This window comes from Paenibacillus sp. FSL H3-0329 (assembly GCF_037963285.1).
Lineage (GTDB): Bacteria > Bacillota > Bacilli > Paenibacillales > Paenibacillaceae > Paenibacillus_AQ > Paenibacillus_AQ odorifer.
Window position 1 is genome coordinate 5,023,126 of sequence record NZ_CP150150.1, and the last position, 16,446, is coordinate 5,039,571.

A 16,446-nucleotide genomic window follows, 5' to 3' on the forward strand; every position below is an offset into this window, starting at 1 on the left:
TTTCCCCTTAGTCGATCATCGACCAAATAAATGTAAGTCATTTTCAGGCATGAATCGTTACTTTGTAAGATCTAATCCCAACGTGCTCGTAAAAAGGCTATCGGGTCCTAAGCAGACCAGATAGCCCTTCGATACCTACTCATCATTATTCGGACGCATAATGAAAACGGAGGCTCATCGCCCCCGCCGAATCATTATAACAGCTCCAATTGGCTGTTGAAATAGTAGCTTCCTCCTGTTTCTGCTTGGAAGGTAGTTCTCTGATCTCCCCATCGAAGGGTCACCGTTCCCGGTGCGTAGGTGCGAAGCGTAGCTTCCGTCAACTGCCCCTTCTCCCAAACTACGTCTACCTCTACCTTTCCTTTGGCTCGTAATCCAGACACCGATCCTGTATTCCAGGCTTGCGGAAGCGCTGGCAACAGATGAATTTCATCCGCGTGGCTTTGCAGCAGCATCTCTGCAATGGTAGCCGTCCCGCCAAAGTTGCCATCCACGACAAAGATATTGCACTCTGCCCCACCAATCCCTGATTTGGAGAAACTGAACAGATTATCGAAGCACAGACCGCTAATTAAATGAGAGATATGCTTATACGCCTTCTCCCCGTCATATAGTCTGGCAAAACTAAGACCGAATAAGGCGGCGGTGAACTCTACATCCTCCAGTTCTTCCTGAGCCATCCGGTTCTCCAGCGTTACCCTTGCTGCCGCGCTTAACTCCGGTGTTCTGTCCGGTGTAATCTGGTTGCTTGGATACAAAGCGAACAAATGAGCCAAGTGTCGATGCTCAGGTTGCGCTTCTTCATAATCTTCAAGCCACTCCTGCAGCTGACCTCTTTTACCAATCTGTAGCGGGGGTAACTTAGCCATAGCTTCCTTTAGCTTCAGCTGAAGCTCCACATCTGTATCGAGCAACACCGCAGACTTCAGGCAGAACTCGAAAAGATCTTGCACGAGCACTTGATCCATGGTCGAGCCCATAGACAGCTGCTGTGCACCCTCGCTGCTATCTGCGGGATAGAAGCTGTTCTCTGGCGAGTTAGAAGGACCCGTCACCAGCCAGCCATATTTCGGATGAATCGTCATATAGTCGAGGAAGAATTCTGCGGCTTCTTTTAGCACAGGATATGCCTGGCGCTCTAGAAATACACGATCCTGACTATATTCATAATGCTCCATCAGATGGATTGCAATCCATAATCCGCCTGTGACATTGAGCCCCCATGAGGTTTCCCAGCCCGGAGCTGTAAACCCCCAGACGTTAGAGAATACATGCGCTACCCATCCTTTGCTGCCATATAAATCGCGTGCAGTTGATTTTCCCGCCTGAGATAAATCTTCAATATATCGCATCAATGGAAGGTGGCTGTCTGCAAGGTTCACAACTTCTGTCGGATAATAATTCATCTGTGTATTAATATCGAGATGATAGTCGCAGCTCCAGCCCATACGGCAAGCCTCACCGTCATTCCAGATTCCCTGCAAGTGCAGTGGAAGAGGTGAATCTTCCCGTGATCCGGCAATGGTTAGGTAGCGGCCATACTGGAGGAACAATGCGAACAACTGAGGGTCCTCCACCTGATCCTGTGCCAGCAACCTAATCCGCTGATCGGTAGGCAGACTTTCTTTCTCGGAGCTACCCAATTGAATATCCACCTTTGCATATTCCTGGCGGTAATCTTGAATATGATCTTCTTTTAACTGTGCATAACCTTTGGTTAAAGCCTGCCGTAGGTTGCTGTAGCTCTCCGTCTCCCAATCCTGATTGCTCCGGCGATAATCGGTACTGACCCCAAAATAAATCCGGGCCTCATTTGCTCCGGAAACTCTTAATCGGCCATCCCCCCTGTAGATCGTACCGCCGGATAGACTTACTTTAAGCTGCCCTTTTGCCCATACCCCGCATTTACCATTACTATGCACCTTTTCTGTAGCTTGCCCCTTGAATTCAATAGTGTCGCCATCCACAACCTCAGTCGTAAACGATTCTGTCCCACCTTCGATGGCAAGCGTAAAGGATACCCCTCCAGGCTTATCGCTCCAAATTCTTGAAACTACCAAATCATCGGCATGTGAAGCGAAGATCTCTCGATGGATGGTTGTTTCGCCGCTCTCATAGACCGCCCCAGCCACTGCACTTGTCAATTCCAGCTCCCGCCGAAACACACCGCCTGATTTAACATCCGCATCCTGGGCAAAATCAATAACAACCTCGCATAATCCCAGGTTCGTACCGAAATTTTGTTTTTTAGGCTGTAAATACTGTTTGGCTAAACGATCACCGCTGTCATAATCGCCGGCAAAAAAGTGACTTCGCGCCTCTTCAAGCGCAGTTCTACCTCCGGCAGGAGCAGGGTCGGGATCCTTTTGCCCAGACCAATAGGTCACGTCGCTCATGCTCCAAACCTCACGATGCGGCGCCGCCATTATAACAGCACCTATTCTTCCGTTGCCCAATGGCAAACCTTGCGACCAGCTTGTTGCAGGGGTTGAATACCACAATTTAAAATCGCTCATTAGATCGTCTCCTGTCTGTAATAGACCTCAAAGTGTTGTTAATTAATTCGCTTATTTCTTTATTAGCATTGTCTATTTATCGCATTTATCGTAACATTGTCGGTATTAATAGTCTTTGTTGACTCGTTCATTCATTTGACAATTTATCCGTTATCCCAAACATTTAACTACAGGCCAGAATTAAGAAATGCTGCTAGAAAAGGGGTATAGTATGAACAAACTATCTGAAATCACACCGTATGTTGGAGCAATCATGCCTTATCTGTACGACGGCAGCAGCAATGAGCATCTGCGCGTCGGCAATGCCTACGCTTTTCATCTGTTTACCGATGGCCCCGGTGAGATGGAAATCGACGGAATTCGTTATCCGATTGAGCGTAGAACACTGGTGTTTCTCCGTCCCGGCCAGCCACATGCCTTTCATATTTCCCCTTCTCATCCACTCTCGTCCTACAATGTCTATTTTGATTTGTGGGACAAGCAGTCGCCTATGTCTACTAATCTTTCTTTTATCCATGCGCCTGAACCCTTTAGGCTTGAGAAAAAGGCCACCGAAGCCCCCTGTGCCGAGCTGAACGAATTGCCTTGCGTTTTCCCGCTAGCTAAATATCCACAGCTATACGATAGTCTTGTGATGATTGCCAAAATATACAATGAAGCGATATTCTACCGGAATGAAGCGGTCCATAGCTTGTTATACGGTTGGATATTAAGCTGGTATAATGCCCTCCATCAGCATCAGCCAAGCGATTATCGGATTGTCCGCCTGTTGGAGTATTCGAACACTCATCCCGAACGTGGTAAATCTATCGAAGACTGGGCACATCTCTGCGGACTCAAGCGAACCTATTTTCATGAGCTGTTTCTGCGAGAAACCGGGATGACGCCGCGCGCTTATCATCATAATCTCGTTATGCGGCGGGCGGCAGGTCTGCTTCTGGAGAGCGAGCTAAGTGTTACTGCCATTGCTGAGAAATTAGGCTATCCTTCGATCCATCCCTTTTCCAGACATTTCAGTGCCTGTTACGGCATAAATCCCACACAATACCGCCTTAATCCGCTAAGCCGAATACAAATATAGGTTATAAAAAAAATACGCGCTATCCGCAAGAAGCAGAGGGCGCGTATTCTTTTTTATTTTGCTGTCAATTTGAAGATTTTAGATTCTGCGGGTTCAAGCGTAACTTCCAGCTCTCCTGAGGTTTCCCCTTCTACACCTTCCCATAGATCCAGCAGCTGGTAAGCACCTTGAGCATTCAGCCCTGCACGTTCTAATGAGATAGATTTAGGAGCGGATTTCATGGCATCGTAATTGAAGACGGCTATATAAAAAGCATTTTCTTCTGCAGATTCGAGCACAAAAGTATCACAGGATTGCTTGCCGAGGTCCCCTTCTATCGGTCTGAAGGTTTTGCCAAGACGAGCAACATCCATAATGTCCTTATTGCTCAGCCAAGCTTTGGCCCGGGCGGCGGCTTCCTCTTTTCGGAAGTCATCCCCTAGCAGCAGCACCGTTCCCGCGATCACCGAAGCGGTTAGCCGGCTCCGACCTTCATGCCAGCCCGTGGCTTCCTGGTTATGGCTCTTGTACAGTACGGAATGGTCAGGATCATTGTAACGGTACAATGAATCGCTCATCCACCAGCCATGGGTTAAAGAGTTGAGCATGTATTCTGTATCCTGCAGCGTGCCAAAAACATCACAAGAGACACGCCGGCTATGTGCAAATGCATAAGGGAACAACGGTGCGATGGACAGATTAATAAAGAACGGTCGACCAATTTCCTCTGGAGATAGCTTGTTCTGCAAGTAGGACATACCGTAGTGATACGCCGCAATGCCCGTCGTAATCTCCGGATTGTGATGCTGCCCTTCCAGTGCGCCATGTGCTAAGAAATCCAGCTTGATATACTCGAATCCTTCCGAGATGAATTTATTTGTATACCAATCCATTCTTTGCAGGTTCCCCGGATGTGTGGGGTCAATGGCTAGCCCTCCATCAACATCCGGCAGAATCTCTCCTTCGCTGTCCCGAAGCAGGATATCGCCATAGGTGTATTTACCGTTCGTACCCTCCACGACATCTCCGAACTGAGAAGGACTTCCCCAGAAAGCGAAAGGGGTCCAGTAGGTTCCCGGTCTATGACCATTCTTCCGCACTAGCTCAAGTGCATTTTTCATCTCTTCTGCTGTTAAATTATCCCAAAAAGCGTCAAAGTTGATGTACAGCGTATCCTCATTCTGGAATCCTAACGGCTGCACTTCTTTTTTCAAAAACTCACTGGTCGACGTATACAAATCATAATCGAGTTCAGCCATTGCGGCAGACCAGCTATTCCAGCCAACAGGAACGCCACCCTCCCAAGCCAGCGGAGCTTCAATCCATGTATTGGCCCGGCCGTAAGCTTCAAGACCTTCTCTGTAATCGTCATAAAAACCTACGAATACGAGCGGTGACTCCACTCTTTTGCCTTTTACATAACCGTGCGGCTGAAAGTCGCGGGTTAATTCACTCACAGCCCCACCGTAAAGATCCAGCTCCTCGATCTGGCCGCTTCGCTCGCTTTTGATACGGATACCCGTTTTCCACACCTTATGAGTTATGGAACCCATGATAATCCCTCGCCGGCTATCCGGCGCGAACACTGCTGTTACCTCGTAGCTCTCTGTATCCATAGGTGGCTTCACCACTGTATATCTGACCCATTTATCGTTGTCGTAAGGCACACGCAGGATGCTTGGTTCATCCGGTTGACCTGACTCGCCGCCGAGTGATACCGATTTGCTCTGAATGACCGCCATGCGGTTCGCTTTGATATCCTCATCGCTTGCGATCGCACTTTGCATCAGCACATATGAGGACGACTCATAAATATAAAAATGCTGCTCCAGCTGTGGCAGCAGGGATGTTTCATGCACAATCACTAGATGAACACCTTTGCCAAAACCTTCACGAACAACCTCTTCCTGCAACTTCAGCACGTGGCTCTGATAGTGCTCAGTATTATATTCCCGGCCCTGCCAGCGAAAGGCGCTGCGAATCCCCTTTACATGTGCAAAAGTCCCGCCGACAACGGATGACTCACCTGTTCCGAGATCAATCTCCAGATTCACCAGGCCATTGGTTACACGGATAAGAGACGTTGTGTCTGTATTCACGTTTACGGTTGTATTACTGTCAGTTAGCATAATTTGCCTCCTTGTTGCTGCATTTTGGACCTTGAAGGCGGTAGTCTCAGTAGCTGTATCCCCCAAGTATGACCTCATTATAAAGAGCGGATAAAGCGTTTTCTATACAACGATCTTCCGATCCATACCGCGATCTAACACATCTTACCTAAACACTGCTGGTCCTGAAGATTCATGCAGCAATACAAAAAACAGCAGCAGGACCAGACGTTCAGGTCCTACTGCTGTTCATACGCTTATTAAACGGATTATTGCTGGTCATCAATGATAAGCTTGTAGGATTGCCCCGCGGTTGTAGCGAAGCTTACCCTTCCTTCGGCGGAACGTTCACATTGTATATCGTGGCTGCCACAGGTTACCTTAAGTGAAGTATCCATGCGGATCACACATTCTGTGCCCAGCAGGGAAGTGATCTGCGCTTCCACTAGCTTGCCGTTGTCCCACTGAATGCTGACTTCAAAGCCACCGCGGGCACGTAAGCCTGCAACGCTTCCCTCCTGCCATTCATTCGGCAATGCAGGCAGTAGTTCGAGATAGCCGCGGTGAGATTGCAGCAGCATTTCGGCAATCCCGGCGGAGGCTGCAAAGTTGCCATCAATCTGGAACGGCGGATGTGCGCCGAGCAGATTGGCATAAACTCCGCCGTGATTATACTGCTCCGACTCCCCGTCCTTCACCAGCCGCAGCATGTTGGAGAGCAGACGCAGGGAACGGTTTCCATCCCGGAAGCGGCTCCATAAAGCTACTCTCCAGCCCAGACTCCAGCCTGTGCTTTCATCCCCGCGCCGCTCCAGCGAGGTTCTTGCCGCAGCAAATAGCTCAGGGGTCTCTTCTTCTGACAACTGGCGGCCCGGATAAATACCAACCAGATGCGAGGTATGTCTGTGATACATGTCCTCATCCTCAAAATCAGAGGACCATTCCTGCAGTTGCCCGTACTTGCCAACCTGCAGTGGCAATAGACGCTCACGGGTACTTTTCAGCTCTTCACGCAAAGCTTCATCCGTTCCAAGAATCACAGATGCCTCGATACAGTTCGTGAACAACTCCCAGATCAGCGATATATCCATTGTGGCACCCGGGCTGACCGCAGCCACACCTTCCGCTGTCCGGAATTTATGCTCTGGTGAAGTGGACGGGGAGGTCACAAGATTGCCTTTGCCATCGTCAATTAGCCAATCCAATGCGAACAGAGCCGCCTCTTTCATGACAGGATAAGCCGAAGCCCGCAAGTATTCAGTGTCTCCGCCAAAAGCATAATGTTCCCAAAGATGCTGAGTCAGCCAGATACCCCCCATTGGCCAATAAGCCCAGCTTGGATCTCCATCGCCATAATCACCTACCGGTGCAGTGTGTGCCCAAAGATCCGAGTTATGATGAGCTACCCAGCCCCGGGTGCCATAGTTGGTCCGAGCGGTATCCGCCCCTCTCTTCGCCAGATTGCCGACGAAATCCAAAAGTGGCTCATGACATTCTGCCAGATTGCAAATCTCAGCGGGCCAATAGTTCATTTCTGTATTGATATTCAGTGTATAGTTACTGCTCCAAGGCGGACGAGTAGAGGCATTCCATATTCCCTGAAGATTGGCAGCCTGCGTTCCGGGGCGCGAGCTTGCGATCAGCAAATAACGTCCGAAATGGAACAGCAGCTCAACTAGACCCGGATCTTGCGCGGAGTAAGTCGTAATCCGCTGCTCGGTTGACATTCCTTCCGGCGCCAGCGGCTTGCCCAGCCGAAGCTTCACCCGATCGAAAAGTGCCCGGTAATCAGTGATATGGGCTTGAAGCAGGCTGGTGTAAGACTTGCCTTGAGCACTTGCCAAGAAAGAAGCTGCAATGGTGGAGGCATCTTTTCCTTCAATTCCCGGGATTAGGTCATACCCTTTAAAACCTGTAGCCGCACTGAAATAAAAGGTTGCCGCTGTCGCACCCAGCAAATGAATCCCACTGCCATCAACCGTTACTTGGCCGTCATCCGCCGTCACGGAGAGTTGTCCTTCGAAAGCCATTCCCTTGCTGCTGCCTGATTCACCGTATCGGATGGGATTGTCGCTCCCGAAATAGCTTGGATCTACATGCTCCGGTGCCGTTCCCGATAGAACATAGCTCTCACCTTGCGAATAAAGGTTGTGACGAAGTGGACTTTCCAGCGTGGCATGCACATTCAATGCGCCTGGCACACTCGCGGTCAAACGAAGTACAAGCAACTGATCAGGATAAGAAGCGAACATCTCACGGGTATAAGTAACATTGCCAATCTGATATTCAATGCGATGCAGCGCATTTTCCACATCCAGTGTACGCTGATAAGAATGATAGACGTTGCCATGCTCAAAACGAAGCAATAGATCACCAAAAGGTAAATAAGATTGAGTATACGGCCCCATCATTTCTCTGGTCAGCGTGTCCGCCTCAACATAGCGGCCTTCTTGAATCAGCTGTCGCACCTTTGGCAGAACGTTTTTAGCACCGGGATTGTTACCCTCTTTTGGGTATCCTGACCAAAGCGTATCCTCGTTCAGACTAATTTTCTCCTGTTCCACACCACCGAAGATCATACCGCCCAGACGTCCATTCCCAATTGGAAGACCTTCCGTCCATACATATGCTGGCTTGTCATATTGAAGTTTCATACGCGCTCTCCTCACCATCTGTCATTTAATAAATTATCAGCAATTTCAACCTCATTGCAGGCATTTAATTCAATCGCATCATCAAGATTCGAAAGACTCGCCTCACCACTGCCTGCCGGAATTCCATTGCACTTAAAGACCAGTCCGCAGGTGCTCTTGGTACTAAGGGCCAACGCATCAATACTCTCAAACTTGGATTAGTGACATCCCGGTTCTCTTCCTCGCTGGCAGTATTCGAGATAAAATAAGGTTTCCGGATGGCCTCGTCCGGATAGAAATGATAGCAGCCCTTCGGCAATCCAGTAGTCCCGGGCCGGGAATTTCAGCGACAATCTGAATAGCCCGAACCATGGCTGGCTGCGCGTCTAAACCAGAATCCGGCAGTACTCCATAATCCGTCAGGCGGATTACACTAGGAGTAATTAAGGCATTATTCTCGGCAGAAGTGATCATCGGCACCGCCTTTCTTTTTTGTAAACGCTTAATATTTGGCAGTATAATATCTCCGCTTAAAATAATCAATTGTGCAGCAGTTTCAGAATACGCAGGCTGGTACCTTTACTCTGTTCGTCCTTCAGCCCCGTAATGCGTACTGTAACCCGCAGTTCTTGACGTTGTTCCTGGATCGGAAACATGGCGATAATAGGCCGAAAGGCAAGCGGACACCATTCATCGAATAAGTTCACAGCTTTATAAGAACTGCCATTAAGCGAATATTCAAAAATCCCGCTGTCCGGTCCGTAGAGCAGCATCAAGCCTGCGCTTTGCCCGGTTACGGTAAAAGAAAACATAGCCTCCTTGCTATGGGTATACAGATGCTCTGTTCCAAAACGCCAGTTCATCAGCGGATCTCCTGCAGACAGTTCGCGAAGTTCGTAACCGTTCACATGATCAGCCGCGCGGAAATCAAGCAAACTGCCATATTCATAATTTTGCACCGCCAAGGGTGGAATATCTAAAGAGCTTTCGCTGCTCAAATTCGTCTTGCCAGGAACAAGCGCTGTCTCCAGATACTCTCGCAAAAAAGAAGCATACAGCGCATGACCGTCATCATTGGGATGATATCCATCCGGTGCCAGCTTAGTCCACTCCATTTGTCCCGCCTCTAGCTGCGCATAGACTCTAGCTGCAAAATTAACAGAGGGAAGCTTATAATGCTCAGCTACTTCTTCATGGACAGCGATATTAAAGGGATTGCTCCCGGAGAGATTCTTCTCTGCTGCCGTATACAAAAAGCAAATATCAGTGCCCGGTGACAACCGTCTGCATTGGCGGACAATGCCCTCCATCCCTCTAATGGATTCTTCCCGGTCACTGCCGTCATTGACGCTAAATTCAACGAATAACAAATCAATTGTGCCCTGCTGCAGGACATGCTCCTGTAATCGATGAGCACCTAAAGTTGAGTTCGTTCCTCCCACTCCTGCGTTGATGAAGCGGAACTCCTGATCCGCAAACCGTTCCTGAAGATACTTACCGGTGAGCGCTCTCCAGCTATATGTGTCTGCTTCGGAAGCACCTGCCCCCTCCGTAATTGAGCCGCCTAAAAAGGCAACGGTCACAGTCCCTTTTTCCGTAAGCCTGCCTTTAATTTGAGGTAGTCCACGGCGCGGAACTACAAATGAATGATTGCAATGTTTCTCGTCTGTCATAACTCAACCTCCATCCATAAAAAACCATATTTCTCCTTGAAATCAAGAAATCAGGTGCGGGGTCTATCATACAGCACCTGATTCTGATTTCAATATTTATTTTTTTGAAGTATCATAAGCCTTTTGTAAAATTTCGAGATAACGGTCAAGCTTCAAGTTCTGCAATCCCTTTACATAAGCGTCCCAGTCCTTGTTCAGATCCTTGTTGCCTGTGATGAATTGCAGCTCATTTTGTTCGATGTAATTTTTCAAATTTGTCTGCAGCAAGCTGGCTTCATCAATCTCACTTGGATCAATCCAGATCGACCAGATAGGGAACAACTCTTTAGGCTCATGACCTTCGTATAGCAGAGTCGCATCATACAATCTACGTTCGTAACCATCAGAAGCAAAGATGTCGGTACCTTGAACGTAAGTATCACGGTATTCTTTAGGCTCATAGAAGTGAGCCATACCACTCCAGCCCGCATTACGTGGTGCTGCGCCTTCTTCACCTGGAATTAATTTGATCATCGGTTTAACATCTTTACCCAACGCCACATCGCCTTCAACCGGATCGGTCCAATCGGTTCCCTTCAGGCCAGCTGCGCCATTCGTTTGGCCTTCTGGTGTGAACATATAATCCACCATCTTGATCAGTGTAATTTGCGCTTCTTCACTTGCTTTGTTTGTGATCACGAATTTTGCACCCGGGACTACGCCGCCTCCATCATGAGTCGCATAAGAAATTCCTGAAGGTCCCGAAATCGGAGGAAGCGGGTTGTAATGTGCTGAGCGGGTATTCCCCGGGTCGATGTTTACGAAGATCGCTGGGTGCATACCTGCACCTGCGCCTAGAATTTCTACATCAGCATTTTCACCGATTTTCTTAAAAGCTTCCGCGTTTTGTGTAAAGGCACCCGGATCAATCAAACCTTCGTCAAACAGAGATTTAATATAGGTCAATCCTTCTTTCCACTCCGGGGTAATGGCAGCAGATTGGACCTTTCCATCCTTCATGTTCAGGTAATTGCGATCATCATCATAAACAAATGCGTTCATCAAGAAAGGAACGATGCGTACGCCGAACTCCTCGATGGAACCGCTTAGCGGCACTTCATCCGCTTTGCCATTGCCGTTCGGGTCTTGCGTTTTAAAGGCTTTCAATACATTTTTGAATTCCTCAGTGGTCTTCGGCATCTCCAAGTTAAGCTTTTTCATCCACTCAGTATTCAGCCACATTTTGCTAGGATAGGAACAGTGGAAACATTCTGTATAAGCTACAAGTCCGTAAATGTTGCCATCAGGTGCAGTATTAAACGTTCTTAGGTCAGAGTTCTTTTCCATGGCTGCTTTAATATTAGGAGCATATTTATCAATCAGATCATTTAGCGGAATGAGTACACCTTGCTTGCCGTATTTCAGTAGATCGGCCTGTGAGAATTGATCAATATAGTGAGTAAGCAGGTAGGCATCTGGATAGTCGCCACTCGCCAGTGAGATCTGGCGTTTTTCCTGAGCACCATCCGATGGATTGATCTGCCAGTTGAATTTGAAATTAAATTTCTCTTCTACATGTTTTGTGAATTTATTGGTCGAAAGGTCGATGCCGGATTCCTGAACTGAGAACACGCTGATCTCAACCGGCTTGCCAGACGACCCCGAACCAGAGCCCTGCTGCGTGCTGGATGCGTTACCTGTATTTTTATTTGCACATCCGCTAATTACAACCGTAAATGCCATGACCAGAATTAGTAAAGTTATCAAGCTTTGCTTCTTCAAATATTATCACTCCCTTTTGTAATTTAGCAGGTGATACGATGATACCTTAAGTGTGTACTCCGGGCATACCTCCTTTCCAAAAAAAGAGATTCCTAAGATCAACCCTTGACGGAACCAACAAGCATCCCCTGTACAAAATAACGCTGTACGAAAGGATAGATAACAAGTACCGGCAAGGTGGCAATCACAATTAAGGAATACTTCAGCAGCTCGGAAAGCTGTTGTTTCTCGACCAGTTTCCCCACGTCCATAGCCCCACCAGCGCTGTTGTTCTGAATGATGATGCTTCGCAAGACAAGCTGTAAGGGGAACAAATCTGCTGATTTCAGATAAATCAACGCATCGAAATAGGCATTCCATTGACCTACCGCGTACATAAGCACCAACACTGCGAGAATCGGCTTGGATAACGGGAGCACCACGCTCCAGATGAATCTCATATCACTACAGCCGTCGATTTCACTAGCTTCCAAAAGCTCCTCCGGAATCGAGGATTGAAAGAAGGAGCGGGCAATAATGACCTGCCAGACCCAAATGGCGTTCGGAATCAGCAGCGCCCACCGAGTGTCGATCAGATGCATCTCCTTCACTACCAAATAGGTGGGAATTAGCCCCCCACTGAAGATCATGGTGAAGGTAATGATCATCATCAGTGTATTTCGTCCGAAAAAACCTTTTCGAGACAGTGGATAAGCAATCATAACCGTTAAAGTTATACTAATCAGCGTTCCCGCTGCGGTGTAGAAAATTGAGTTTCCATAACCGGTGATAATCTCAGGCGTATTCAGCAACACTTTAAAACCTTTGAAGGATATATCTACAGGCCAGAGCCAGACACGACCAGAGGTTACGGCTGCCGGACTACTGATTGAGCTGCTGATGATAAAAATAAGCGGATAAAGTACAGCGATTACCACAAGAGTGAGCACAATATAGATTGTGATCAGGAACGCTTTGTCGCCGACGGATTCTTTAATCTTTTTTTGAACTGCTGCTGCCATAGATGAGCTCCTTTCCTACCAGATGCTGTTCTTCGTGATTCTTTTCGCCAGACCGTTTACTGTAAATAAGAGAACCAGGTTGATGATGGAGTTGAACAGGCCCACCGCAGTTGCAAAGCTGTAATTGGCATTCAACAGACCGACCCGGTAGACATAAGTGGCAATGATCTCAGAATTAACGAGGTTAAGCGGGTTCTGTAGCAGGTAGACTTTTTCAAAGCCGATCGCCATTACATTCCCTACATTCAGAATCAAAATGATAACAATAGTTGGCACAATCCCTGGCAAATCGACGTGACGGATTTTTTGAAACCGCGAGGCTCCATCAACTTTGGCAGCTTCATAAAGTGTTGGATCTATCCCTGCAAGCGCTGCCAAATATACGACTGCACTGTAGCCCGCTGTCTGCCAAATATCAGACCACACATAAATCGAACGGAACATGCCGGGTTCACCTAGGAAGTTAATAGAATCCAGTCCGAAGAAGTTGAGTGCAATGTTGGCAAAACCGAGCCGTGGGGCCAGAAATAGCATAACGATTGACACCATGACAACCGTCGAGATGAAATAAGGAGCAAACGATACAAGCTGAACGAATTTCTTAAACCTTCCTCCCCGTACCTCATTAATCATGAGCGCAAGAATAATCGGGATTGGAAAACCCGCCAGCAACTGATAGCCACTAAGCATAATAGTATTCTTGAGCAGCGTCCAAAACTGCGGATTCTCAAAGAAGAGCTGGAAGTTTTTAAATCCGACCCATGGACTTCCCCATATCCCTTTTATGACGTTATAGTCCTTAAAGGCTAGGACAGTGTTCAGCATCGGATAATACTTGAAGATGATAAAAAACAGCAAAGGCGGAATCACAAGCAGATGTAACTGCCAGTGCTTTTTTATGCTTTTGCGAGCATTTTGTAAGAATGCGGGGCCTTTGCTTTTCGGCAACGACTTGCGATGTAATACTATTTCTTTCTCCAGAACAATTCCCCCTAAGCAGATGTCTGTGATTTTTGATAGCGCTTTCTACGGATTGATCATAGATGACTTTTATCTCCAAAAGAAAGGTACACTTGGGGACTTCAGCGTACAAATCGCCTTATCTGAGGAGCACAAAATAGCAGTAGAACAGCCATTTTTCCGAATTGCAGGGTTGAAATCAGAAAAAAGACTGCATCGTCCAAAGTGGACAGTGCAGCCGTATGTTATGGCATATTTTTTTATTCATCCACAGATTGTCTATAGGTACTCGGGGAGACACCCATCAACCTTTTAAATGCGCGTCTGAAGGAATGTGAACTGTTGTAGCCCACCCGCACGGCAATCTCATCCACCGTTAATCCATTCTCTTTGAGCAGGATAATGGCTTGATCCATTCTGACTTTTATCAAATGGTCGGAGAAGTTGACACCCGTTACCTCTTTAAACAGCTGGGAAATGTATTTTTCCGGCCGCTCCACCTGTTCCGCCACCCGGTAGAGGGTCAGTTCCGTATCCGAATAGTTTTTTGCTGTGTAGTCCTTAATCTGCTTGATGATTTGAATATGAATATCTTTCTTTTTATTCGCAATGAGTCCGCACAGCTCTTCCATAATGTCAAAAAATTCGTTCTGGATCGTCTCAAGCGACTCTGATGAGCCAATGTCTATGACCCGCCGTTTGACACTCTCGATATCTGAATATTCGGTAAATGCCTTTTGATCCAATAGCTTGAGAAAAGTCCCCTTCATTTCCCCGACAAGCTGGTGCTTCATTTCGATGGATAATTCTCGCTGCTCCATATTCTGGGCGATAATCGCACGCACAATCCGTTCGGCTTCTTCTAGCTCTCCGGCTCGAATCGTGCTGATTAACCGTTGCTCCGAATCCAGCGGATAATAATAAGTTGTATTCTCGATCTGAGCTTCGCTACTCCAGATAATTCCTTTCTTATTCATGTAAACTGCATATTCCAGCGCCTGCTTCGCTTGATCATACGAAAGGCTAACCTCCGTTACCTCTGTGAATAGATCCCCGAAGCCCGCCAGAATGGTAATGCGGTACTCATTAAAGACATTTTGAGCGAGCTCCTCCATCGTCTGGGTGATATTCGCTGCTTCCTGTTCCTTGTCAGCTCCTTTTTCCCTAGAAAAGAACAGCGTTACAACTTTATCAGAGCCCATATCCGTCATCAAGACATCCACGCCAAGATCAGCCAAGGTCTGTTTCAGCAGCAGCCGGGAAGCGCTCAGCTCGTTCAGAATTTCAACACTGTCCATACCCGCATATCCGTTAATTTGAACAATTCCTACGTAGCCAGTATCCTGATTCATGCTGATATCCGCCTGCTTGGCTGCAGAGATAATTTCATCCCGCGTCTTGAATTCACCGGCAATCAGCCGTTTCAGGAAGGCATCTCGGACCAGAGGAAGCTGGCGGTTAAGCTCGGACTCGAGCAGCTTATTTTTGGTAATCATATCGGCAATATTTCCGCTCAAAAAGTCAAATTCATTCCTCTCCGAGGCTTCTTCTTTACCGAATTGCTCCTTCATGACGCTGAGCATACGATTGATTGGCGCGCTGTTACGGTAAGCTAATACCAGTCCGGCAATCAAACCGATAATTAGAGTGCCTCCCGTAATTTGTATGGAGATTCTTTTGATCTTGTTAGCATTCTCCATCAAAATATCTTGAGGAATCCCGGTCTGATACACCCAGCCATTGGAATCGGAACGGGTAGTAACCACCAGATCATCCTTGTAGAACTGACTGACCTTATTCTTATCAAAAGCTGGATCGTCGAGCATTTTGGCCATTTTCTGCTCATCGCTTCCTTGCAGAACAATCGTATTCCCTTTAGCGTCACTAATATGCACCCAGCCCCCGTATCGCTCGGTCAGGCCTGAGAGCAAGCTGGAAATATTTTTTTCATCAATAATCACGACTGCAACAGCCGGCGAGGAATCATTAAAGCTATCCAAGGGGAGTGACTGCATATAGGTAATGACCGAGGTTTGCATCCCCCTGCTGACAAAATCACTAAGTGGCTTGATCTCGCTGCGGTGGGTTGTCTCAAGCACTTCTTTTCTCCAATCCTGTAACGAAAGATCCTTATAGTTGAAATTAGAGTAGTAATGCTCCGGACGATAGGTCGAACCTGGGGTTAGGATAAGATTATAGTTGGCGAGGTAAATATAATAGTTTTGCAAAAAATCATTAGTCTGGCCGAAAGTCAAAACATTCCGCATCGTTTTCCAAATCCCATACACATTCGTCTCATTTTCACTTTCATTCATAAGAACATTTAGCTCCTGGTTGACCGCCAATTGCCTGGTAAAGCCTTCAACCTCCGCCATACGGCGCTCCAATATCTCCTGACTTTTCTGAAGCTGAGTGACTCCATTCTCAATCGAGATGGACTGTGTCACGGAGATTGAGGTTAGATAGGACATGTACCCGCCAATGCTGGGTATGGCCAAAATGACCACATAAGAGATTAGAAATTTACGAAAGATATTGGAATATTTCAGCGTAGTTAGCCTCCCTCAATATGACATTTCGATAGCGCTATCATTACCATAGATTAAAACATTTTGCTTCATAGTCAAGGGTTCGAACTCACTTCACCCTCCTGCACCTCTTCAGAAATGGAAAAAAACAGCGATCTACGCCGTTATCACTGCCTTTTATCGGCAATTCCGATATTTTATCTATA

Annotated in this window: 11 protein-coding genes; 1 reads left to right on the forward strand and 10 read right to left on the reverse strand. The window is 47.3% G+C overall.

Translation table 11 applies throughout. The features are described from left to right. Positions 1 to 194 precede the first annotated feature (194 nt). Positions 195 to 2,516, reverse strand: a complete 2,322-nt coding sequence (locus NSQ66_RS22245; protein ID WP_339279407.1) for a glycoside hydrolase family 95 protein — start codon at positions 2,514 to 2,516, stop codon at positions 195 to 197. 211 nt (positions 2,517 to 2,727) lie between these two features. Between NSQ66_RS22245 and NSQ66_RS22250 the strand changes: the two genes are divergently transcribed. Continuing rightward, positions 2,728 to 3,597, forward strand: coding sequence for an AraC family transcriptional regulator (locus NSQ66_RS22250; protein WP_326047024.1), 870 nt, complete (start codon positions 2,728 to 2,730; stop codon positions 3,595 to 3,597). Positions 3,598 to 3,650: 53 nt separating this feature from the next. Here the strand turns inward: NSQ66_RS22250 and NSQ66_RS22255 are convergent, their stop codons facing one another. The 9 genes from NSQ66_RS22255 to NSQ66_RS22295 form a co-directional block, all read right to left on the reverse strand. After that, a complete protein-coding gene (locus tag NSQ66_RS22255) occupies positions 3,651 to 5,705 on the reverse strand; it encodes an alpha-galactosidase (RefSeq protein ID WP_339279408.1) in 2,055 nt (684 codons plus the stop codon). Positions 5,706 to 5,953: 248 nt separating this feature from the next. Then, positions 5,954 to 8,338, reverse strand: a complete 2,385-nt coding sequence (locus NSQ66_RS22260; RefSeq protein ID WP_339279410.1) for a glycoside hydrolase family 95 protein — start codon at positions 8,336 to 8,338, stop codon at positions 5,954 to 5,956. A gap of 11 nt (positions 8,339 to 8,349) precedes the next feature. Next, on the reverse strand, positions 8,350 to 8,511 hold the full coding sequence (locus NSQ66_RS22265; RefSeq protein WP_178420309.1) for a hypothetical protein: 162 nt from the start codon (positions 8,509 to 8,511) through the stop codon (positions 8,350 to 8,352). Positions 8,512 to 8,524: 13 nt separating this feature from the next. Beyond that, positions 8,525 to 8,860 carry a hypothetical protein gene (locus tag NSQ66_RS22270; RefSeq protein ID WP_218642160.1) on the reverse strand — a complete coding sequence of 112 codons (336 nt, stop codon included), beginning with the start codon at positions 8,858 to 8,860 and terminating at the stop codon, positions 8,525 to 8,527. Beyond that, on the reverse strand, positions 8,857 to 9,990 hold the full coding sequence (locus tag NSQ66_RS22275) for an SGNH/GDSL hydrolase family protein (RefSeq protein ID WP_036683262.1): 1,134 nt from the start codon (positions 9,988 to 9,990) through the stop codon (positions 8,857 to 8,859). The genes NSQ66_RS22270 and NSQ66_RS22275 overlap by 4 nt, the downstream gene beginning before the upstream one ends. A gap of 96 nt (positions 9,991 to 10,086) precedes the next feature. Then, complete coding sequence (locus tag NSQ66_RS22280; RefSeq protein WP_051491287.1) at positions 10,087 to 11,712, reverse strand: extracellular solute-binding protein; 1,626 nt, start codon at positions 11,710 to 11,712, stop codon at positions 10,087 to 10,089. A gap of 137 nt (positions 11,713 to 11,849) precedes the next feature. Next, entirely contained in the window at positions 11,850 to 12,752 is a 903-nt protein-coding gene (locus NSQ66_RS22285; protein ID WP_036683268.1) for a carbohydrate ABC transporter permease, read from the reverse strand. Between the two features lie 15 nt (positions 12,753 to 12,767). After that, positions 12,768 to 13,700: an ABC transporter permease subunit gene (locus tag NSQ66_RS22290; protein WP_244886372.1), complete on the reverse strand. Its 933-nt coding sequence runs from the start codon at positions 13,698 to 13,700 to the stop codon at positions 12,768 to 12,770. A 272-nt stretch (positions 13,701 to 13,972) separates the two neighbouring features. After that, positions 13,973 to 16,159 carry a helix-turn-helix domain-containing protein gene (locus NSQ66_RS22295; protein ID WP_339279412.1) on the reverse strand — a complete coding sequence of 729 codons (2,187 nt, stop codon included), beginning with the start codon at positions 16,157 to 16,159 and terminating at the stop codon, positions 13,973 to 13,975. Positions 16,160 to 16,446 lie beyond the last annotated feature (287 nt).